Annotated in this window: 21 protein-coding genes; 8 read left to right on the top strand and 13 right to left on the bottom strand. The window is 71.6% G+C overall.

The genetic code is table 11. From position 1 onward, the window contains the following. Positions 1–155: 155 nt before the first annotated feature. From DEJ34_RS01530 to DEJ34_RS01510, 5 genes are all read left to right on the top strand, one after another. Positions 156–2,630, top strand: coding sequence for a phosphoketolase family protein (locus tag DEJ34_RS01530; RefSeq protein WP_110911983.1), 2,475 nt, complete (start codon positions 156–158; stop codon positions 2,628–2,630). A 66-nt stretch (positions 2,631–2,696) separates the two neighbouring features. Beyond that, complete coding sequence (locus tag DEJ34_RS01525; RefSeq protein ID WP_220032730.1) at positions 2,697–3,164, top strand: GtrA family protein; 468 nt, start codon at positions 2,697–2,699, stop codon at positions 3,162–3,164. After that, complete coding sequence (locus DEJ34_RS01520) at positions 3,161–3,844, top strand: fumarylacetoacetate hydrolase family protein (RefSeq protein ID WP_110891479.1); 684 nt, start codon at positions 3,161–3,163, stop codon at positions 3,842–3,844. Before DEJ34_RS01525 ends, DEJ34_RS01520 begins: the two co-directional genes overlap by 4 nt. A gap of 170 nt (positions 3,845–4,014) precedes the next feature. Continuing rightward, complete coding sequence (locus DEJ34_RS01515; RefSeq protein WP_146236957.1) at positions 4,015–4,977, top strand: sugar phosphate isomerase/epimerase family protein; 963 nt, start codon at positions 4,015–4,017, stop codon at positions 4,975–4,977. Positions 4,978–4,987: 10 nt separating this feature from the next. Then, entirely contained in the window at positions 4,988–5,167 is a 180-nt protein-coding gene (locus DEJ34_RS01510) for a hypothetical protein (RefSeq protein ID WP_146234194.1), read from the top strand. An 85-nt stretch (positions 5,168–5,252) separates the two neighbouring features. Here DEJ34_RS01510 and DEJ34_RS01505 read toward each other — a convergent pair whose 3' ends face one another. The 3 genes from DEJ34_RS01505 to DEJ34_RS01495 form a co-directional block, all read right to left on the bottom strand. After that, on the bottom strand, positions 5,253–5,453 hold the full coding sequence (locus DEJ34_RS01505) for a hypothetical protein (protein ID WP_110911985.1): 201 nt from the start codon (positions 5,451–5,453) through the stop codon (positions 5,253–5,255). 149 nt (positions 5,454–5,602) lie between these two features. Then, positions 5,603–8,140, bottom strand: a complete 2,538-nt coding sequence (locus tag DEJ34_RS01500; RefSeq protein ID WP_110911986.1) for an ATP-dependent DNA ligase — start codon at positions 8,138–8,140, stop codon at positions 5,603–5,605. Continuing rightward, a complete protein-coding gene (locus DEJ34_RS01495; protein WP_110901954.1) occupies positions 8,137–9,027 on the bottom strand; it encodes an SDR family oxidoreductase in 891 nt (296 codons plus the stop codon). Before DEJ34_RS01495 ends, DEJ34_RS01500 begins: the two co-directional genes overlap by 4 nt. A gap of 166 nt (positions 9,028–9,193) precedes the next feature. On the opposite strand from DEJ34_RS01495, the gene ku reads away from it, so the two are divergent. Then, a complete protein-coding gene (ku, locus tag DEJ34_RS01490) occupies positions 9,194–10,273 on the top strand; it encodes a non-homologous end joining protein Ku (protein WP_110911987.1) in 1,080 nt (359 codons plus the stop codon). 43 nt (positions 10,274–10,316) lie between these two features. Here the strand turns inward: ku and DEJ34_RS01485 are convergent, their stop codons facing one another. Beyond that, entirely contained in the window at positions 10,317–10,823 is a 507-nt protein-coding gene (locus tag DEJ34_RS01485; RefSeq protein ID WP_110911988.1) for a DUF6328 family protein, read from the bottom strand. Positions 10,824–10,890: 67 nt separating this feature from the next. Then, entirely contained in the window at positions 10,891–11,376 is a 486-nt protein-coding gene (locus tag DEJ34_RS01480) for a hypothetical protein (protein WP_110911989.1), read from the bottom strand. A 214-nt stretch (positions 11,377–11,590) separates the two neighbouring features. On the opposite strand from DEJ34_RS01480, the gene DEJ34_RS01475 reads away from it, so the two are divergent. Further along, positions 11,591–12,130, top strand: a complete 540-nt coding sequence (locus DEJ34_RS01475) for an antibiotic biosynthesis monooxygenase (RefSeq protein WP_258368422.1) — start codon at positions 11,591–11,593, stop codon at positions 12,128–12,130. Positions 12,131–12,155: 25 nt separating this feature from the next. Here DEJ34_RS01475 and DEJ34_RS01470 read toward each other — a convergent pair whose 3' ends face one another. The 8 genes from DEJ34_RS01470 to DEJ34_RS01435 form a co-directional block, all read right to left on the bottom strand. Beyond that, a complete protein-coding gene (locus tag DEJ34_RS01470; RefSeq protein ID WP_110911990.1) occupies positions 12,156–13,091 on the bottom strand; it encodes a Ppx/GppA family phosphatase in 936 nt (311 codons plus the stop codon). Between the two features lie 79 nt (positions 13,092–13,170). Then, positions 13,171–14,868: an MDR family MFS transporter gene (locus DEJ34_RS01465; RefSeq protein WP_110891469.1), complete on the bottom strand. Its 1,698-nt coding sequence runs from the start codon at positions 14,866–14,868 to the stop codon at positions 13,171–13,173. Next, on the bottom strand, positions 14,865–15,488 hold the full coding sequence (locus DEJ34_RS01460; protein WP_181420710.1) for a TetR/AcrR family transcriptional regulator: 624 nt from the start codon (positions 15,486–15,488) through the stop codon (positions 14,865–14,867). The genes DEJ34_RS01465 and DEJ34_RS01460 overlap by 4 nt, the downstream gene beginning before the upstream one ends. 63 nt (positions 15,489–15,551) lie before the next feature. Further along, on the bottom strand, positions 15,552–16,034 hold the full coding sequence (locus DEJ34_RS01455) for a GNAT family N-acetyltransferase (RefSeq protein ID WP_258368424.1): 483 nt from the start codon (positions 16,032–16,034) through the stop codon (positions 15,552–15,554). A 55-nt stretch (positions 16,035–16,089) separates the two neighbouring features. Next, positions 16,090–16,773 (bottom strand): HAD family hydrolase, encoded by a 684-nt coding sequence (locus DEJ34_RS01450; protein WP_110891467.1) that lies wholly within the window; start codon positions 16,771–16,773, stop codon positions 16,090–16,092. Between the two features lie 137 nt (positions 16,774–16,910). Further along, complete coding sequence (locus DEJ34_RS01445) at positions 16,911–17,516, bottom strand: DUF3618 domain-containing protein (RefSeq protein WP_309146397.1); 606 nt, start codon at positions 17,514–17,516, stop codon at positions 16,911–16,913. Next, the gene (locus tag DEJ34_RS01440; protein WP_110825551.1) at positions 17,516–17,965 is read right to left on the bottom strand and encodes a phage holin family protein; all 450 of its coding nucleotides are present in this window, start codon (positions 17,963–17,965) and stop codon (positions 17,516–17,518) included. Before DEJ34_RS01440 ends, DEJ34_RS01445 begins: the two co-directional genes overlap by 1 nt. Then, positions 17,962–18,867: a hypothetical protein gene (locus DEJ34_RS01435; protein ID WP_110911991.1), complete on the bottom strand. Its 906-nt coding sequence runs from the start codon at positions 18,865–18,867 to the stop codon at positions 17,962–17,964. The genes DEJ34_RS01440 and DEJ34_RS01435 overlap by 4 nt, the downstream gene beginning before the upstream one ends. A gap of 193 nt (positions 18,868–19,060) precedes the next feature. Between DEJ34_RS01435 and DEJ34_RS01430 the strand changes: the two genes are divergently transcribed. Further along, on the top strand, positions 19,061–19,822 hold the full coding sequence (locus DEJ34_RS01430) for a glycosyltransferase family 2 protein (protein ID WP_110911992.1): 762 nt from the start codon (positions 19,061–19,063) through the stop codon (positions 19,820–19,822). Positions 19,823–19,879 lie beyond the last annotated feature (57 nt).

Raw genomic sequence — 19,879 nt, 5'->3', positions numbered from 1 at the left:
AACACACCCCGCGAAGGGGTGGAGAACCAGCGATGTGCGGCTGGTGAGCGCTTGCGGGCCGTTCCCGGCTTGTGACAGTGATTCGGCACCCTGCGCCGATCGGATTGGAGGGTTTTCTGGATTTCCCGGATCGGCTCTCTCGTAGCGTGTGGGGCATGCCCACGTCGCACTCGTCCACCGACCGGATCCGCGCGATCGACGCCTGGTGGCGCGCCGCGAACTACCTCACCGTCGGGCAGATCTACCTGCTCGACGACCCGCTGTTGGAGCGGCCGCTGGAGCCCTCGGACATCAAGCCGCGGCTGCTCGGGCACTGGGGGACGTCGCCGGCGCTGAACCTCGTGTACGCGCACCTCAACGCCGTCATCAGCGAGACCGACCGCGACGTGCTCTACATCTGCGGTCCCGGCCACGGCGGCCCCGCGATGAACGCGAACGCGTGGCTCGACGGCACGTGGAACGAGCTCTACCCCGACATCACGCCCGACACGGCCGGGCTCCAGCGGTTCTTCCGCCAGTTCTCGTTCCCCGGCGGCATCCCCTCGCACGCGGCACCGGAGACCCCGGGGTCGATCAACGAGGGCGGTGAGCTCGGCTACTCCCTCGCGCACGCGTACGGCGCCGCGCTCGACAACCCCGACCTGGTCGTCGCCTGCGTCGTGGGCGACGGCGAGGCCGAGACGGGTCCGCTGTCGGCGTCTTGGCAGGCGCACACGTTCCTCGACCCGGTGTCGGACGGCGCGGTCCTGCCGATCCTGAACCTGAACGGGTACAAGATCGCGAACCCGACCGTCCTCGCGCGGATCCCCGACGAGGACCTGCAGGCGTACTTCCGCGGACTCGGCTACGAGCCGATCGTGGTCGACTCCGGCCGGGTGGACCACGACCCGTTCGCCGTGCACGCCCTGTTCGACGGGGCGCTCCGCCGGGCACTCGCGACGATCGACGACATCCAGGCCGCCGCCCGGGCACAGGCCGCCCGAGCCGCCGCCGGCGAGATGGCCGGCGCCGCGGACCTCCGCCCGCGCTGGCCGATGATCGTGCTCCGGACCCCGAAGGGCTGGACCGGCCCGAAGGTCGTCGACGGCGAGCAGGTCGAGGGCACCTTCCGCGCGCACCAGGTCCCGCTGCCGAACGTCCGCGACGACGATGGTCACCGCCGGCAGCTCGAGGAGTGGTTGCGCTCCTACCGGCCGGAGGAGCTGTTCGACCAGGACGCCCGGCCGATCGGCATCCTCGAGACGATCCGTCCCGCCGGCGAGACCCGGATGAGCGCCACCCCGCACGCCAACGGCGGCCGGATCCGGACGGCCCTCGACCGCCCGGGCCTCGAGGAGTTCGCCGTGCCCGTCGGCGAGGACGCGTCCGCCACGGGCACCCTCGGGCCGTGGCTCGCCGCCCTCACGCAGCGGAACCCGAACTCGTTCCGGCTGTTCGGCCCGGACGAGACGATCTCGAACAAGCTCGACGCGGTCTTCGACGTCACGAGCCGGGTCTGGCGTGCCCGACGGGAGGCCGGTGACGAGCACATGGCAGCCCGCGGTCGCGTCATCGAGGTGCTGTCCGAACACCTGCTCGAGGGGATGCTCGAGGGGTACGTGCTGAGCGGACGCCACGGGGTGTTCAACACGTACGAGGCGTTCGCGCACATCGTCGACTCGATGGTCGGTCAGTACGCCAAGTGGCTCGAGTCCTCGACGGACATCGACTGGCGCGCACCGGTGTCGAACCTGACGATCCTGCTGTCGTCGCACGTGTGGCGGCAGGACCACAACGGGTTCTCGCACCAGGACCCCGGCTTCCTCGACGTCGTGGCGTCCAAGCAGCAGGACCTGGTCCGGATCAAGTTGCCCGCCGACGCGAACACGCTGCTCGCCGTCGCCGCGCACGCGTTCGAGACGACGGACCGCATCGAGGTCATCGTCGCCGGCAAGCACCCCGAGCCGGTGTTCCTGTCCCTCGAGGACGCCGTCGCCCACGCGGAGGCCGGCTTCGGTGTCTGGGACTGGGCCGGCACGGAGCAGACCGTGGGCCACGCCGACGTCGTGCTCGTCAGCGCCGGCGACGTCCCGACCGTCGAGACGATCGCCGCCGCCGACATCATCCGGAAGCACGCGCCCGACGTCGGCGTCCGCGTGGTCAACGTCGTCGACCTGCTGTCGATCGGCGACCCGCGCAAGCACGACCACCCGGCGTCGGACGAGCGCTACGACGAGGTCTTCCTGCCCGGCACGCCCGCGGTCTTCGCCTTCCACGGCTACCCCTCGCTCGTGCACAACCTGACCTACCGCCGGCACGGGCACGACGACCTGCACGTGCACGGCTTCCTCGAGCAGGGCACGACCACCTCGCCCTTCGACATGCTCATGCGGAACGACATGGACCGGTACGCCCTCGCGCACGACGCGCTCACCCGCGTCGCCGACGGGTCCGACCGGTTCGACGACCTGCTGACGGCCCTCACCGACGCACGCGCCGCCGCTCGAGAGTTCGCCTACACGAACGGCGAGGACCACGAGGCGGTCGCCGGATGGGAGTTCACCGGCTGGCCGCAGGACGGGGCCTCGGACGGCGGCACGGGTGGCGACCCGGGACAGGGCGAGACCGAGGGGGCCGCTCCCGGTCGTTGACCGGACGGCCGGTCCGGAACGCGTGCCGGTCGGCGGGCGTCCGGCCGGCCGGTCTAGGGTTGGCCGGTGCAGTCGTTCTCTGTCCGGTCGCTCGTCGAGCACCCCGCGCTCCGGTTCCTGGTCGTCGGTGGTCTCGGTTTCGTCATCACGATGGGCATCAACTACGGGCTGAAGTTCTTCGTCATCCCGCAGCACCCGGTGACGGCCCTGGCGATCGGCATCATCGTCGCGACGGTCGTGTCCTACTTCCTCAACAAGAAGTGGTCCTTCGGTGACCGTGGCGAGCTGCACACCGGCCACGAGGTCCTGCTGTTCGTCATCGTCAGCGTGATCGGCGTCGGCCTCAACTCGGCACCGCTCTGGATCTCCCGCTACGTCCTCGGCCTGGAAGTGCCGAACGTGTCGCTCGCCGGGCAGGAACTCGCCGACTTCATCAGCGGCCCCGTGATCGGCACGCTCATCGCGATGGTCTTCCGCTACTGGGCGATGAACCGCTTCGTGTTCCCGGCGCGGCCTGCCACGCTGGACGCGTGACCGACCTCGTCGTCCCGGCGCCGGGCCTCCCGACCGTTCCCACGAGCACCGGTGGCCGGTTCCCGGTCCGTCGCGTGTACTGCGTCGGACGCAACTACGCAGCGCACGCGCGCGAGATGGGCCACGACCCGGACCGCGAGCCGCCGTTCTTCTTCGGCAAGCCGGCAGACGCGCTCGTGACGGACGGCGCCGACTCCCCGTACCCGACCCTGACCGCCCGACTGGAGTACGAGGTCGAACTCGTCGTCGCCCTCGGTAGGGGTGGCCGGGACGTGTCCGTCGCCGACGCGCTCGGACTCGTCTGGGGGTACGCGGTCGGCATCGACCTCACCCGCCGGGACCTGCAGGCCGAGGCGAAGCGACTCGGGCGTCCGTGGGACCTGGCGAAGGGGTTCGACCACTCCGCGCCGATCGGCACGATCGTCCCCGCAGCCGGTGTCGATCCGACGTCCGGGGCCGTCACCCTGCACGTCGACGGGGTCCTGCGGCAGTCGGGTGACCTGGCGGAGCAGATCTGGAGCGTCGCCGAGACGATCGCCGCGCTGTCCCGTGCCGTCGCGCTCGCGCCCGGCGACCTGCTCTTCACCGGCACCCCCGAGGGCGTCGGGCCGGTGGCGCGCGGGTCGGTGCTGCGCGGGGCGGTCGCCGGTGTCGGGGTCGTGGAGACGCACGTCGTCTGACGCGGCCCCTCCCGGCTCGGTCCGGACGCCGGCCGTCCTGGGAGGACTCCGAGGCGCCCGGCGTACACCGGACCCCGAACGCTGCGAGGGGTACGGCAGCGATCCGCAGACAGGACGTGCAGCAGCTGCAACGGGGCAGCCGAGCGTGTCCGGATCATGGAGGTGGTCCTGTGGAGGAACACGACCTGCTCGCCACGTCGTGGACCTGGGCCGGGCGTGAACCGGTGCGGGAGCGTGTCCGCGCGGTGGCCGACGCCGGCTTCGCGGGGCTCGCTCTCGCGCTCGACGACCTGCACGAGGTCCGCGCCACGACCGGCTTCGCGGACCTGCGCCGGATGCTCGACGACGCCGGCGTGGTCTGGGTCCAGCTCGGCACCCTCGGTGACTGGTGGTCGACACCGGGCCGGGACGACCAGGAGGCCGACCGCGGCGTCCTGCTCGAAGCAGCGGCGACCCTGGCCGCCTGGCAGGTCGTCGTGCGGGCGGACCACTCGGTACCCGGGGCGTCACCGGCAGTGATGGGTGAAGCGTGGAACCACCTCGCGGTGCAGGCCGAGGGCGTCGGCGCCCGTCTGGTGCTCGAGCCGGAGCCGTGGTCGAACCTGGCGACCGTCGAGCGCGCCTCGCGGTTCGTGGTGGCGGGTCACCCGAACGGCGGGCTGGTGCTCGACGCGATGCACGCGCTGCGCGGTGGGTCGACCCTGGCCTCGATCGCGCAGGGCGTGGCGCCGTCCGCCCTCGCCGCGGTCGAGCTCAGCGACGGACTGCTGCACACCCCGAACGGGATGACGCTCGCCGACGAGTCGCGGGACGGCCGCTACCTGCCCGGTTCCGGTGCCTGGGACCTGCCCGGGTTCGTCCGTACGGTCCGCGGCCTGGGGTTCGCCGAGCCGTGGAGCGTGGAGGTCAGGACCCCGGCGCTCCGGGCGAGGCCCCTGCAGGACGCCCTGCGGATCGCTGCGGCGGCGACCCGTGCCGTGCTCGACGCGGCCGATGCCCAGGGTGCGCCGCCCGCACCGGCGATGCCGACCTCGGTCGCGCCGACCTCGGCCGTCGACTTCGACCAGCCACGGCCGCCGGTCGTGCCGGACGGGGTCCTGCGTCGCCGAACCGGTCCAGCGACGTCCGCGTAGCGTGGCGGACATGACTGATCAGGCACACCCCGGGAACGACGAAGCGCTGCGTGCCTCGCAGGAGGCCATCGACGAGGCGAAGGCCGCCGCGGCGGACGCCGGTGAGGCGGACGAGCGTGCCGCAGCCGAGGAGGACCTGCCGCTGGAGTCGGGCAGCGCCGCCGCGGACGGGCCCGCACCCGCAGCCTGACGCCGGTCGGCTCGGCCTGACGCCGGGCAGCTCCGTCTGACGCGGTCGGCTCGACCGGAGCGTGGGCCGGTCTCGCGCGGTCGGTTCAGTCGCCGACCTGGTCGCCGAGGAAGTCGGCGTAGGTCGCTTCCGGGTCGGTGACGCTGCCCGCGTCCACCATCTGCCGGTCGTCGTGTCGTCCGCCGACGGCCGCGCCCCCGGCGGCGTCCTGCTCGCCACGCGGCTCCTGCGCCGCGTCACCGCGCTGTCCCTGCGTGAACGGCGGCAGGTACTTGCTCGCGTCCATGTCGCGTCCTTCCGTCTCGAGGACCGTAACAGCCACGCTCGCGGCAGCAGGCGGTCATGCCGAGATCGTCCCCCGCTGCCGCGGACAACGGGGGACGGAAGTTCGCCCCCGGCGGACCTCATGCTCGTGCATGCGGATTCCGGACCGGCTCAGTCGGGCACGACCTCCTCGGGGACCTCGCGGACGACGTCCTCCGGGGACTTGTCACTGCGCCAGCCCCGCCACGACGGCTGACGCAGCCGTCCGTCGCCCGTCCACTCCGCGAACTCGACCTCCGCCACCCGCTCGGCGGCGACCCAGTGCGCATCGCGCGCGTCCGCCCGGGGCACGTCGACGAACGGCGACGCATCCCGCTCCAGCCCGTCGAGCAGCGCGCCGATCTCGTCGAGGTCCCGGTCGCGGAACCCGGTGCCGACCTTGCCCACGTACACCAGGCCGTCGTCGCCGGGGATCCCGAGCAGCAGCGAGCCGATGCCCCCCGCTCGCCGTCCGGCCCCGGGCTTCCAGCCACCGACGACCACCTCCTGCGTGGCGTGGTGCTTCAGCTTCAGCCACGACTCGGACCGCCGCCCCTCGACGTACCGCGAAGAGCGCTTCTTCGCGACGACTCCTTCGAGCCCGCGCTCCCGCGACGCGGACATCGCCGCCGGAAGGTCTCCGTCGAACGCCGGCGGCACCTCGATCGCGCCTCCGGGCTCGACCACGGTCGTCAGCGCCTCGCGCCTGGCGGTGTAGCCGAGCCGGGTGAGCTCGTGGCCGTCCGCCTCGAGCACGTCGAACAGGAACAAGCGCACCGGGGTGCTGGCCTGTGCGGCGGCCACCTCGCGCGGCTTCGTCAGTCCCATCCGGTTCTGCAGCAGCTGGAAGGACGGCCGTCCGTGGTCGTCGAGCGCGACGACCTCGCCGTCGAACACGCCGTCGACCCCAGCCCGCTCCCCGAGTTCCTGCAGCTCCGGGTACTGGTCGGTGAGGTCGTTGCCGTTCCGACTGAGCAGGCGGACGGCGCCGTCGCGGACGGTCGCCAGCGCCCGGACCCCGTCCCACTTCATCTCGAACGCCCACTGGCGCGGGTCGAGTACCGGCTCGCCCTTCTGCAGCGACGCCTGCATGGTGCGGCGCTCGGCCGGTTCCGTGGACGCGGACGCCGCCCGGTCGATCCGTTCACGGCCCGCGGCGCTCGGCCGGGAGGCCCTCCCGGCGTCCGCCCCGTCCGTCACCGCGCCCTGGTCGGGCTGGTCCTTCGTGCGGTGGATGAGCCAGTTCTTCTCGTCACCACCGCGACCGCGCCCCCGGGTGTGCAGGAGCGCGAGCCGTCGGACGCCGTTCGTCCGTCCGTGCAGCGTGACGATGACCTCTTCGCCCTCGCGCCACTTCTCGAGCTCGTACGTCCCGTCGTCCCAGATCGTGACCGTGCCCCCGCCGTACTCGCCGGCGGGGATGACGCCCTCGAAGCCGCCGTACTCCAGCGGGTGGTCCTCGGTCTGCACGGCCAGGTGGTTCGCGCCCGGGTCGGTCGGCTCCCCCTTCGGGAGCGCCCAGCTCACCAGCACGCCGTCGTGCTCCAGGCGGAAGTCGTGGTGGTTCCGGGTCGCGTGGTGCTCCTGGATGACGAACGTCGGCTTCCCGTCGGTCCGGACGGTCGGCGACGCCTGCGGCACCGGTTCCGGGGTCCTGGACGCGTCCCGCTTGGCCCGGTACGTCGACAGGCGGTCCTGCAGCTCCTGCCGTTCCTGCCGCTCGCGCTCGTTCACCGCCTCCGTGCGCGCACCGTCCCAGTGCCCGGCATCGGCTCGTCCGACCCCGAGGGACGCCGCGGCGACCGGGTGCAGCAGGTCACCGAGCACCGGCACCCGCTCGAGGACCTCGTCCAGCGTCAGGTGTGCCAGGCCAGGCTCGGTCAACTCCTCCCACGTCCGGGGAGCAGCGACCGTCGGCAGTGACCGGCCGCGCAGGGAGTACGGCGCGATCGTCGTCTTGTTGCCGTTGTTCTGCGACCAGTCCACGAACACCTTGCCGGCCCGCTCCGCGCGGCTCATCGACGACAGGACCAGGTCCGGCATGTCCTGCTCCAGCGCCCGCGCCAGTTCGTGCGCCACGTCCGACACCTGCTGGGCCGTCGCCTTCCCGTCGAGTGCCGCGTACAGGTGGATGCCCTTCGACCCGGAGGTCACCGGGTACGGCTCGAGTCCCATCCCCTGCAGCACCGCCCGGGCGGCCAGCGCCACCTCGACGCACTCCGGCAGCCCGACGCCCTCACCCGGGTCCAGGTCGAGGACGAGCCGGTCCGGGTTCTGGTGCCCGCCGCGCGGACCGAACCGCCACTGCGGCACGTGCAGCTCGAGCGCGGCCTGCTGCGCCGTCCACACCAGCGTCGGCATCTCGTCCACCACCGGGTACTCGACGTCGTGGTGCTCGTGCGAGATCGTGTGGTGCCGGATCCAGTCCGGGGCCGAGTCGGGCAGGTTCTTCTCGAAGAAGACCTTGCCGTCGACGCCGTTCGCCCACCGCTTCCGGGTCATCGGGCGGCCGGTGACGTGCGGTATCATCCACGGCGCGATGCGCTCGTAGTACTCGATGACCCGCCCCTTGGTCGTGCCGGTCTCCGGGTAGAGCACCTTGTCGAGGTTCGTCAGCGCCAGACGACGGTCCCCGACCTGCACCGTCGTCTTCTTCGTCACCGGGCTCACAGGGCGACCCCGGTCGCACCGCCGACCGTGAGCGTCGTGCCCGACGTGTACGACGACTCCGGGCCGGCGAGGTACACGTACGCACCGGCGAGCTCGACCGGTTGTGCGGGCCTGCCGAGCGGGGTGTCCTGTCCGTAGGCGGCGATCTCGTCCCCGGGGTAGCTGATCGGCTGCAGCGGGGTCCACACCGGGCCGGGGACGACCGTGTTCGCCCGGATGCCCTTCGACGCCAGCTGGCGGGCGAGCCCGTTCGTGTACGTGATGATGGCGGCCTTCGTCGCCGCGTAGTCGATCATCCGGTCCTGGGGCAGGTACGCCGACACCGAACTCGTCGTGACGATCGCGCTGCCGGGTGCCATGTGCGGCACCGCAGCCCGGGTCAGCCAGAACAGTGAGTAAAGGTTCACCTTCATCGTCCGGTCGAAGTCCTCGGTGGTCTGCTCCGTGATGTCCTCGTGCACCTTCTGGTACCCGGCGACGAGCACCAGCGCGTCGAGTCCGCCGAGCAGGTCGACCGCAGTCCGCACGAGTTCGTCGCAGAACGGTTCGTCGGTCAGGTCGCCCGGGAGCATCACCGCCGTGCGACCGAGGTCGGCGATGACGTCCCGCACCTCGGTCAGGTCCTCGATCTCCTCGGGCAGGGCGTTCAGGGCGACGTCCGCCCCCTCCTTCGCCATCGCGATCGCCGCGGCCCGACCGATGCCCGAGTCCGCCCCGGTCACGAGCACGCGGTACCCGCGCATCCGCCCGGTGCCCTGGTAGCTCGTCTCGCCGTGGTCGGCGGGCGGGTCGAGGTCCGCTGCGCGGCCGGACCCCTGTTGCGTCTGCGCGGGGAACGGCGGACGGGCGTACTGCTCCCGGGGGTCCTGCTTGTCGAGCTGGCTCATGGCCCCATCGTGCTCGCGGAACCGGGCCAGCGACACAGGAGCGGCGACCTCCGTGGAGAACGCGAGCCGCGCCTCCCGGCTGTGGAGGGCGAGCGGCCGCCCGCCGCACCTGCCGATCCGCTCGGAACTGAGCGCCGATCCGCATGCATCCGGGCATCATGAGCGCATGAGGTCGATCTGGAAGGGCTCCATCGCGTTCGGGCTCGTCAACGTGCCGATCAAGGTGTACGCGGCGACCGAGACGCACGACGTCTCGCTGCACCAGATCCACGACGAGGACAAGGCCCGCATCCGGTACAAGCGCGTCTGCGAACTCGGCCACGAGGTCGAGTACGGCGACATCCAGAAGGCGTACGACGACGGCGAGAAGACCGTGGTCCTCACCTCCGACGACTTCAAGCAACTGCCGCAGGAGCAGTCGCACGAGATCGAGGTCCTCGAGTTCGTGCCCGTCGACCAGGTCGACCCGATGATGTTCGAGAAGACGTACTACCTCGAGCCGGACTCGCGCTCCCCGAAGGCGTACGTGCTCCTCCGCAAGACCCTCGAGCAGACCGACCGCCTGGCGATCGTGCAGTTCACCCTCCGTCAGAAGACCCGGCTCGGGGTGCTCCGCGTGCACGACGACGTGCTGCTGCTCCAGGGACTCCTGTGGGGCGACGAGGTGCGTGCGGCCGACTTCACGGCCCTCGACACGTCGGTGAAGGTCAGCGCGAACGAGCTGAAGATGTCGTCCTCGCTCGTCGAGAGCATGTCGACCGACTTCGACCCGGACCGGTACACGGACGAGTACCAGGAGGAGCTGCAGCAGCTCATCGACGCGAAGCTGGAGTCCGGCGACGACGTCGACACCGCGGAGACGTTCGGCGAGGACGCGGCCGACGACGACGACACCGGTGGGGACGTCATCGACCTGATGGCGGCGCTGCGCGCGTCCGTGGACAAGAACCGGTCTGGGACCACGCGGGCACGGTCCGGAGGCGGGTCGCGGTCCGGCAGTGGCGGGCGCTCGGGCAGCGACGCGGGAACCGGTTCGTCGGGCGACGAGGACGAGGCTCCGCGCCGGCGGTCGAGGGCGAAGGCCGCCGCGGACACCGAGGATGCGCCGACCGGGACCAGCACGCGGAAGACACCAGCGAAGAAGGCGTCGGCGGCGAAGACCCCCGCGAAGAAGGCACCCGCGAAGAAGGCACCGGCGAAGAAGGCCGCCGCCGAGAAGACGACCACGAAGAAGCAGGCCAGCTGACCGCACGGCGCGGCCGACCGCACGGCTCAGCTGACCACCCGGGTCATGCGGTCGTGTCGTGGCGGCTCCGACGCAGGGCGAGCGGCACTGCGGTCCAGAGCGCCGCGGTGCCGACGAAGACGACGATGCCGCCGATCACCCCGCCGCGGTCGCCGAGCACGACGTCGAACACGAACAGGACCGTGCCGGCGAACAAGAGCCCACTCGCGACGAGCGCGCTGAGCAGGATGACGTTCCCGACGCGGACGAGGTCGTGCTTCTGCCGCTGTCGGAACACGAGTCGGTGCGTGGCGACCGCGGACAGTGCGACCACGGTGACGAGGACGGCCAGGACCACCAGCACGAGGTAGATCGTCTCCTGCTGCGCGGTCAGTGCCGTGAACCGCTGCTGGAACGGCAGCGTCAGCAGGAACCCGGCGAGGATCTGCGTGCCCGTCTGCACGATGCGGAGCTCCTGCTGGATGTCGTTCCAGTTGCGGTCCCAGCGCTCTGCCGGGGTCTCGTTCCGCCCGCGCTCCGTGCCGCGGGCCTCGCTGTCGGTCGTGCTCATGGCTCGAATGTACGCAGTCGCAGCGAGCCGGTCTCGCCCGCCGTGCGCACTGCCACGTCGTGGTCGTTCAGCGGCTGATCCTCGTCATGGTCACCGGGCGGCCGAAGTAGTTGACTTCCCCAGCCGAGAGCGTCATCGCGCCGCCCCTCCACTCGAAACGCGACCGGCGATCACCAGCACGGTTGTCGCTGATCGACTTCCACGTCCCGGAGCGAGACCCAGTCCCGCTGTACCCGTACGGGACGTGCGAACTCGAGCGCATGCAGAGCGACGTCGTCGAACACCCCGGGCCGATCGGGTTCAACGCGCGCCCGAGCGCTGATCGCTGGGAGACCGCTGCGACGACCTGCCCGGTGTCGGGATCGGTGAGGAGCGTCGCCCCTCCTTGCTGACGCACGGCGGCGATGTCACCTTCGGACTGGGTGGCGCCCACCTGCTCGAGGCGCGCGACGACTGCTGGGGCCGTGGTCACCTCCTGCTCGGGAGCGACCGGCGGCACCAGGAGCGTGGACGCGAGGAGGATCGGGACGGCGAGGGCGGTGAGCGCAAGCATGACGGCAATGTATCACACATCAATGTCGCTCACCAGATCGCAGGATTCACGTGACATGCGCGTGAAACACGACCGGCGGGACACTGGTCGGATGACTCCACAAGAGCCAGGAAGCCCCTCCCCATCGGCACGGCCTGCCCGCCGCTGGCGCATCGGTCAGGAACCGGCGACGGGGGCCCCGTCGTCACCCGAGACCGCCGGCCCGCCCGTCACCGTGTCCATCACCCGCCTCGTCGAACCCGACCGCATCCCGGAGGTCACCCGCTGGGTGCAGTCCGGCGTGAACCTCGCCAACCGCTACCCGGGGTTCCTCGGCTCCGGATGGGTGCGGTCGACGGCGCGGTCCCGCGAGTGGCACATGCTCTACCGGTTCGCCGACCACGACTCGTTGACGACGTGGGAGAACTCGGACGACCGGCTGCGCTGGCTGGACCTCGGCCGTGACCTCGTCGTCGAGTCGCGGGTGGAGAAGCGCACCGGCATCGAGGGGTGGTTCGACGTGCCGCAGGACGCCCCGGCCTCGACCGCTCCCCCGCGCTGGAAGCAGGCGGTGAGCATCTGGCTCGGGTTCTTCCCGGTGAACCTCGTCTTCACGATCCTGGTCGGCTGGCTGCTGCCGTCCTTCGCGGGCCTGTCGGCGCTGCCCCGTGTGCTCATCACGACGCTCGTGCTCACGCCGATCATGACGTTCTGGGTGCTGCCGTTCGTGACGAAGCTCATCCGCCCCTGGCTGCTGGCTCCGCCCCGCAGGTGACGCTCCCGCAGCTCGTGGGAAGGGGCTAGCCGAGCACGGACAGCTGGTCGAGCCGTTCGAGGATGACCCCCTCGCGGAGCGCCCACGGGCAGATCTCCAGCGACGCCAGGTCGAAGATGTCCAGGCACGCCTCGGCGACGAGCGCACCGGGGACGACCTGGTGCGCTCGACTCGGGGAGACGCCCGGCAGCGCGGCGAGCTCCTCGACCGTCATCGTCAGCAGCGCGGGCAGCCGCTCGCGCAGCACCGCACCGTCGAGCACCCGCGGGACGAGGGCGCCCGCGGCCGACGGGGCAGCGCCGCAGATCCGGGCGATCGAGCGGAAGGTCTTCGAGGTCGCGACGGCCCGGTCCGGCGCCCCGGCACGGAGCAGCCGACCGGCGTCACGGGCGATCTCGACGCGGATCTCGTGTCGGATGCGCCGCACGTCGTCGTCCGTGGGCGTCCCCGCGGTGGAGAACGAGCGCGCGAGGCGGGCGGCCCCGATCTGCATCGACCACGCCACGTCAGGGGCCTCGTCGGCACCGCCGGCGATCTCGAGCGACCCACCGCCGATGTCGAACACCGCCAGGCGCCCGGCGGACCAGCCGAACCAGCGCCGGACGGCGAGGAACGTCAGCCGGGCCTCGTCGGACCCGGACAGGACCGCCAGCTCGACGCCGGTCTGCTCCTGGACGTGGGCCAGGACGGCTTCGGAGTTGACCGCGTCACGCACCGCCGAGGTCGCGAAGCCGAGCATCTCCTCGCACCCGCGGTCCTCGGCCACGCCGACGGACTGCGACACGAAGTCGGTGAGCGCGTCGATCCCGACCTGCGTCACCGCGCCGCGGTCGTCGAGGTGCTCCGCGAGCCGGAGCGCCTGCTTGAACGACGACGCCGGCAGCGGCGCCGCTCCTCCGTGGGCATCGACGACGAGCAGGTGACCGGTGTTCGAACCGATGTCGAGGACTCCGACGCGCATGCGCCCACGCTAGCGGGAGCGGCCGGGCCGGGACGCCGGGAGGCCCGGACCGCGTCCGCAGGGGCGCCTCGCGGTGCGGCTACCGGTCCCGGCCGGCCGTCGGGACCGACCCGGTGGCCGCCGTGACCGGTTCCGCCTCTGCCCGCTCGACGCCCGCCCGGCGCGACCGCTCGAGTTCGTCGGCCTCGGCACCGCCGACGGCCTCGCCACGCGCGACCATGCCGGCGACGTCGGCGAGCCGCATCTGCGGGATGAAGAGCGCGAGCACGAACGCCACGGCGATGAACGGCAGCAGGTACCAGAACACCGGCGACAGGGAGTCGGCGTAGGCGTTCACGATCCCGTCCTGCACGGCCTGCGGCAGCTTCGAGAGCGAGGTCGGGTCGATGCTCGCGCTCGCGCTCGCGGCGTCCGTGGCGCTGCCACCCGCGCCGCGGAAGACGTCGGTCAGGGCGTCGGTCAGACGCGAGGCGAAGAGCGCTCCGAAGACGGCGACGCCGAGGGAGGCACCGACCTCGCGGAAGTAGTTGTTCGTCGAGGTCGCCGTGCCGACCTGCTCCGGCGGGACGGCGTTCTGCGCCACGAGGACGACCACCTGCATGATGAGGCCGAGCCCGGCGCCGAAGACGAACAGGTACACGCAGATGAGCCAGATCGGGGTGCTCGCGGCGAGGGTCGTCATGCCCAGCATCGCGGCACCGACGACGAGCGTGCCGACGATCGGGAACGCGCGGTACCGCCCGGTCTTCGTGATGAGCGTCCCGGACACGATCGACGTCCCGATCAGGCCGACCATCATCGGCAGCATGAGCAGCCCGGAGACCGCCGCGGACGTGCCCGAGGCCATCTGCAGGAACGTCGGGACGAAGCCGATCGCCGCGAACATGCCGAGTCCGAGCACGAAGCCGATCGCGGTCGCGATGACGAACGTGCGGTTGCGGAAGAACGACAGCGGGATGATCGGGTCCGCGGCGCGCGACTCGACGAACACGAACAGCGCTGCGGCGACGAGGAACCCGGCACCCCAGGCCCAGGTCTCGGGGGCGTCCCACCCGTGCTGGCGGTTGCCGCCGAACTCGGTGAAGAAGACCAGGCACGCCGTGGTCGCCGACAGCAGGGCGACGCCGAGGACGTCGATGCGCTTCGTCGCCTTCTTGCTCGGCAGCGTCAGCGCGAACCAGGCGACCGCGAACGCGGCGATGCCGACCGGGATGTTGATCCAGAACGCCCAGTTCCAGGTCATGTGGTCGACGAAGAACCCGCCGAGCAGCGGGCCACCCACGGCGGACAGGCCGAAGATCGCACCGAGCGGTCCGAGGTACTTGCCACGCTCGGACGCCGGCACGATGTCCGCGATGATCGCCTGCGACAGGATCATGAGCCCGCCGCCGCCGAGGCCCTGCAGCGCGCGGAAGACGACGAACTGCCAGAAGTCGGTCGACAGCGCGCAGCCGAGCGAGGCGAGGGTGAACAGCGCGATCGCGATGAGGAACAGGTTCCGCCGCCCGAGGACGTCACCGAACTTGCCGTAGATCGGCATCACGATCGTCGAGGCGAGCAGGTACCCCGTCGTGATCCACGCCTGGTGCGCGACGCCGCCGAGCTCGCCGACGATGGTCGGCATCGCGGTGGAGACGATCGTCTGGTCGAGGCTCGACAGGAGCATGCCGGCGATCAGCGCAGAGAAGATGATCCAGATGCGGCGCTGGGTGAGGAGCAGCGGCCCGTCGGCCTGCTGGCGTCCGCGGCGCGCGGTGCTCGGCGCTGGTGCGCTCATGGGGTGCCTCCCGGGGCGGGGGTGGAGATGGCCGCCGTCATCAGGCGGAGGTTGGACTCGAGGAGCTCGTCGAACCGGGGCCCCGTCGCCTCGTCGAAGTCGTCGTCGAAGTACGTGGCTGCACTGACCCGCACGACACCCACCGCGGCCTCGGCCACCAGCCGAGCGCGCGGGTCGTCCGGTTCGGTCCAGTCGAAGCGCTCGCGGACCGCGTCGGCCACCTTCGCGATCTGGGTGTCGGTCGCCGACAGGAACCGGGCGGTGAGGGCCGGTTCGCGCTCGAAGACGTGCCGGACGAGCGCTTCGTCGGTGCGGTCGATGCCGGCGACGTGTAGTTGCTCGATGAGGAGCGCGATCACGGACGGCAGCGGGGCGAGGTCCGACGGGACGACCGATCCAGCGGCGTAGGCGGCGAGGAGTTCGGTGTCGGCGTGCAGCTCGATGCCGAGGACCACGTCCTCCTTGGACGCGAAGTGGTTGAAGAACGTCCGTCGCGACACCCCGACCCGCTCGCAGAGCTGTTCGATGGTGAAGCCCTGGAGACCGCCGTCGACGACCGCGCGCCGCGCCTCGGACACCATGCTGCGCCGGAGGGCGCGGGTGCGGTCAGTCGTGCTCACCGGCCAAGAATTGCACTTCCAGCGGAATAGTGCAATCCCGGACCGGCACTTCTCCGGGGAGGGTCAGAGTGCCTTCGCGAAGCAGTACGACCACGGCATGGTCTCGGCGTACGGCTCGTACACGTCGATGCGCTGCCACCCGGTCTTCTCGTACAGCGCCACGGCTTCGGGCTGCTTGTCGCCGGTCTGCAGGATCAGACGCTCGGCCCCCTGCTCTCGCCCGACCCGCGCGCACTCGTCGAGCAGCGCGGTCGCCGCTCCCTTGCCCCGCGCGGCAGCCAACACGATGAGGCGCTTCAACTCGATCTCGTCCCCGAGCCGACGCACCGCGATGTGCCCGAGCACGGAGCCGTCCTCGTCGATCGCGAGCAGGGAGGTCACGACCGTCGTCGGGTCCACGGAGAGCACGCGGTTCCGCTCGGCCGTGACCTCGGGGGCCTCACCGGGGTTCGAGTCGCCGTAGCGCTCGTGCATCTCCTCGTCCATGGTCGCGCGGAGTGCGACTCCGCGCGGGTTTTCCCAGGGCACGCGTTCGATGGTGATCACGATCGTCCATCCTGACACGGTGGCCGGTGCGCCGGAGCACGCACCGGCACGCGCGTCACGCGTGGCGACCGAGCGAGCCGATCGGGCTGTCGTCCAGGTCCGCCAGCAGCGCGGCCGCGTCGTCGTACACGGCGGCCGCCCCGGCTCCCCGGAGCTCGTCGCCACCGATGCCGCCGGTCATCACCCCGACGCACGTGACCCCCACGCGGCCGGAGGACTCGACGTCCCACATGGCGTCGCCGACCATGACGGCGGACCCGGCGTCGACGCCGACCTTCTCGAGTGCCACCCCGATGATGTCCGGGGCCGGCTTCGCCTGCTCGACGTCCTCACCGCTCGTCACCGCCGTGACCCACTCGTCCGCGTCGAGGAGTTCGAGCAGACGGTCGAGTTCGTTCTGCGGCGCGCTCGTCGCGAGGACCACCGCGTGTCCGCGCGCGGCGACGGCCTCGAGCAGTTCGCGGGACCCGGGCAGCAGGCGGAGTTGCGGCATGTGCTCGGAGTAGAACGCGGTGTGGAACTGCTTCGCCGTGTCACGCACCTCGTCGGAGGCGTCGGGCAGGAGCCCCTCGAGCAACTTCGACGAGTCCATCCCGATCGCCCGGTGGATGCGCCACGCGTCCACCGACTCCCCCGCGGCACGGAAGGCCCGCCACCAGGCGTCGATGTGGGCGTAGTTCGAGTCGGCGAGGGTCCCGTCGATGTCGAAGAGGACGGCGGTGGTGGGTGCATCGGGCATGGTCCCACCCTGCTCCGCAGACGGCGACCGCTGCCACAGGTCCGCGGACGACGGATGTTCCGTCGCCGAACCACCCCGGGACGGACGGGAGGCCCGGTACCAGCTGGTACCGGGCCTCCCGTCTGGAACGGTGTCCGTCAGGCGTTGCGGACGTCGTCCGCGGACGACTGCGCGTTGTCCTTGACGTCGGCCGCGGCGCCCTGCGCCTCGTCCTTGACCGTCTGGGCCGCGTCCTGCGCGGTGCCCTTGAGGTCCTGCGCGTGCTCCTTGGCGGCGTCGACGAGCGGGGCGCTGGCTTCCTTGGCCTGCTCCTTCGCCTTGTCGACGAGCGGCGCTGCCTTGTCCTTCAGCTCACCGGCGAGCTCCTCCTCCTTCGTGGAGGACGGCAGGAGCGACGACGCGAGCCAGCCGACACCGAAGGCGATGAGGCCGACGGCGAGCGGGTTGCCCTTCGCCTTCTCGACGCCGCGCGAGGCGGTGTCCTTGACGGTCCCGGCGGCGTTCGAGCCGGAGCCCGAGACGCTGGAGCGAGCCGAGTCGGCAGCGCCCATCACGGAGTCGCGAGCGCTGCCGGCAGCACCCATGACCGACTCACGGACGTCCTGGAACTTGCCCTTGACCTTCTCGGTCTGGCGGTGGGCGATCTGCGACGGGCTCACCTTGTCGGCGAGCGCGTCGACGTCCGAGCCGAGTGCGCCGCGGGTGCGCTCGATGTCTGCGCGGATCTCGTCTGGGGTGCTCATCAGTTCCTCCCGGTGTTGGGCTTGAGTGTCTCGGGGACTTCCTTGACGGTCTCGACCGTCTGCGGGGCGCCGTTGATCTGCTTGATCTCCTTGCGGCCGCGGGATGCCAGGACCGCCGCGACGATCGCGTAGATGACGGCGATGATCACTGCGGACCATGCGTTGCCGATGAGGTAGCCGAGGCCCCACCACGCGGCGATGGTCAGGAACAGCAGGGCGAAGAGCCCGGCGACGCCTGCGCCGCCGAACATGCCCGCCCCCTTGCCGGCCTTCTTCGCGGAGTCGGTCAGCTCGGCCTTGGCGAGCGCAACCTCCTGCCGGAAGAGGGTCGAGAGGTCACGCGACACTTCGGAGAGGAGCTCGCCGAGGGGTGTCGTCGCGGCGCGCTCCTCGGGCGTCGGCTGCCCGGGCACCGTCCCACCGGTCGCGCCGGGGAAGGCTTCGCTCATACGAGCGGCCCCGTCCCGGTCGTCCCGGTCGTGCCAGTGGTGCCGAAGCCGGTCGTGCCCGCGGTCCCGAGCCCGGTGGTGTCGTACCCGGTGGTGCTGGTCGGGGTGGCGTCGTAGCCCGCGGTGCCGGAGGTCAGGTCGGCGCTGCGCGCTTCGGCTTCCTTCTCGTGCTTGATCTCCGTCGTGAGCGCCTTGGTGAGGCGACCAGCGAGGATGCCCGCGCCGGCGGCGATCGCGATGAAGGCACCCGGACGGCGTGCAGCGAAGGACTTCACGTCCTCGACGAGCGTGCCGGGTTCGCGACCCTCGAGGTAGCCGGCGAACGAGCTGGCACGGCTGGAGAGGTCGCGGACGACCTTCGCCGCGAGGCCCTGCTCGTCGTCGTTCTCGGCCATCTTGCCGAGCTGGTCACCGATGGTGCGCAGGCCACCGGCGGCACGCTGCTGCTGGCCGGCCGCCTGGTCCTTCAGGGTGCCGGACGCCTGGCCGAAGAGCTGGCGGGCGTGGTCGGACACCTCGGAGGCGACGTTCGCGGCCTGCTCCTTGGCGGTGCCGGCGACGTTCGCGGCCTTCTCCTTGGCGTCACCAGCGACGTCGGAGGCGGCGCCCTTGGCGGCCTGGGCCTTCGCCTTGCCACCGCTCGAGTCCGAGTCGTCGTGACCCGACGAGGCGGACGGCGTGGCGGTCAGGCTGTCCGCGGCGGAGGTGCCGGCGGTGAGCTGGGTGTCGGCGGGGACGGCGTCGAGCGGCTCGAGGTCGTCGAAGCCGGACGGGCGCTCGACGGGCGTGCCGCTGGCGTAGGACGGAACCGTGACGCCGGGGTGGATCTCGTGCCCCTCGGCAGCAGCCGTGGCGTCGTGGATGGGCGTCCCGGAGTCGTTCCCGGGTGGGTTCGTGGTCATGGTCGGCCTTCCGGTCTTCTTCGTCACCGAGGGCGGTGCACCCACGGCGTGTGGATCCGAACCTGCGCGCCGGACACTGGGACGACCTCCAGGAACGCCGATCCACGCGGATCCCGGGCGCGATCCTCCCCAGAACGCCAGACCGCGCCTGGATCGCGGGTTCTTCCCAGTGCCCTCCGGGTTGGCTCGGGCCATGCCCTCCGTCTCGGTCGTGATCCCGGTGCGGAACGACGCCGAGCACCTGCGGCGATGCCTCGCCGCACTGGCCGCCCAGTCCCATCCCGCGGACGAGCTCGTCGTGGTGGACAACGGCAGCTCGGACGACAGTGCGGCGGTGGCACGCGCGGCCGGGGCCGTGGTCCGCAGCGAGCCGGTCCCCGGGATCTCCCGCGCGGCATCAGTCGGCTACGACACGGCGAGCGGTGACGTCATCGTCCGTCTCGACGCCGACTCGGTTCCGCCGCCCGGCTGGATCGCGGCCGCGCTCGACCTGCTCGAGGACCCGGACGTCGTCGCCGTGACCGGTCCCGGCCGTCCCTCCGACGCCGGGCCCGTCGTGCGTGCGCTCTGGCCGGTCCTCTACATGGGGCCGTACTTCGTGCTCATGCACGGCGCACTCGGCCGCCCGCCGATCTTCGGGTCCGCCACCGCGGTCCGTCGCTCGGCGTGGCTCGCCGTCCGCGACCGTGTGCACCGGGAGGACCCGGACGTGCACGACGACATCGACCTGAGCATGCAGCTCGACCCCGCGTGGCGGGTGCTGGCCGACCGCAGGCTCACGGTGCGGGTCTCCGCGCGGCCGTTCTCGAGCCTGGCGTCCGCCGCACTCCGGACCCGCCGTGCCTTCCACACCTTCCGGGTGAACGGCCGCCGTGCCACGCCGACGCGTCGGTGGGCGCGGCGGGCCCGGGTCGCGTTGCGGGACCGCGACCACGCGTGGTGGCGCGGCCGCTGACCTGACCCGGACCCCGGCCCGCGCCGGAGGCGGAGCCGACCCGCTGACGCTGACGAC

This window comes from Curtobacterium sp. MCPF17_050 (assembly GCF_003224435.2).
GTDB lineage: Bacteria > Actinomycetota > Actinomycetes > Actinomycetales > Microbacteriaceae > Curtobacterium.
The sequence above is the reverse complement of the archived record's forward strand: the minus strand, read 5'-3'. Positions and strand labels throughout refer to the sequence as shown.

What these genes read in the sequence shown, in the direction of transcription:
- DEJ34_RS01530 (WP_110911983.1), top strand. Translation starts at nt 156, where the DNA reads ATGCCCACGTCGCACTCGTCCACCGACCGGATCCGCGCGATCGACGCC.
- DEJ34_RS01510 (WP_146234194.1), top strand. Translation starts at nt 4,988, where the DNA reads ATGACTGATCAGGCACACCCCGGGAACGACGAAGCGCTGCGTGCCTCG.
- DEJ34_RS01505 (WP_110911985.1), bottom strand. Translation starts at nt 5,453, where the DNA reads ATGGACGCGAGCAAGTACCTGCCGCCGTTCACGCAGGGACAGCGCGGT.
- DEJ34_RS01495 (WP_110901954.1), bottom strand. Translation starts at nt 9,027, where the DNA reads ATGAGCCAGCTCGACAAGCAGGACCCCCGGGAGCAGTACGCCCGTCCG.
- ku (WP_110911987.1), top strand. Translation starts at nt 9,194, where the DNA reads ATGAGGTCGATCTGGAAGGGCTCCATCGCGTTCGGGCTCGTCAACGTG.
- DEJ34_RS01485 (WP_110911988.1), bottom strand. Translation starts at nt 10,823, where the DNA reads ATGAGCACGACCGACAGCGAGGCCCGCGGCACGGAGCGCGGGCGGAAC.
- DEJ34_RS01480 (WP_110911989.1), bottom strand. Translation starts at nt 11,376, where the DNA reads ATGCTTGCGCTCACCGCCCTCGCCGTCCCGATCCTCCTCGCGTCCACG.
- DEJ34_RS01470 (WP_110911990.1), bottom strand. Translation starts at nt 13,091, where the DNA reads ATGCGCGTCGGAGTCCTCGACATCGGTTCGAACACCGGTCACCTGCTC.
- DEJ34_RS01465 (WP_110891469.1), bottom strand. Translation starts at nt 14,868, where the DNA reads ATGAGCGCACCAGCGCCGAGCACCGCGCGCCGCGGACGCCAGCAGGCC.
- DEJ34_RS01450 (WP_110891467.1), bottom strand. Translation starts at nt 16,773, where the DNA reads ATGCCCGATGCACCCACCACCGCCGTCCTCTTCGACATCGACGGGACC.
- DEJ34_RS01445 (WP_309146397.1), bottom strand. Translation starts at nt 17,516, where the DNA reads ATGAGCACCCCAGACGAGATCCGCGCAGACATCGAGCGCACCCGCGGC.
- DEJ34_RS01440 (WP_110825551.1), bottom strand. Translation starts at nt 17,965, where the DNA reads ATGAGCGAAGCCTTCCCCGGCGCGACCGGTGGGACGGTGCCCGGGCAG.
- DEJ34_RS01435 (WP_110911991.1), bottom strand. Translation starts at nt 18,867, where the DNA reads ATGACCACGAACCCACCCGGGAACGACTCCGGGACGCCCATCCACGAC.
- DEJ34_RS01430 (WP_110911992.1), top strand. Translation starts at nt 19,061, where the DNA reads ATGCCCTCCGTCTCGGTCGTGATCCCGGTGCGGAACGACGCCGAGCAC.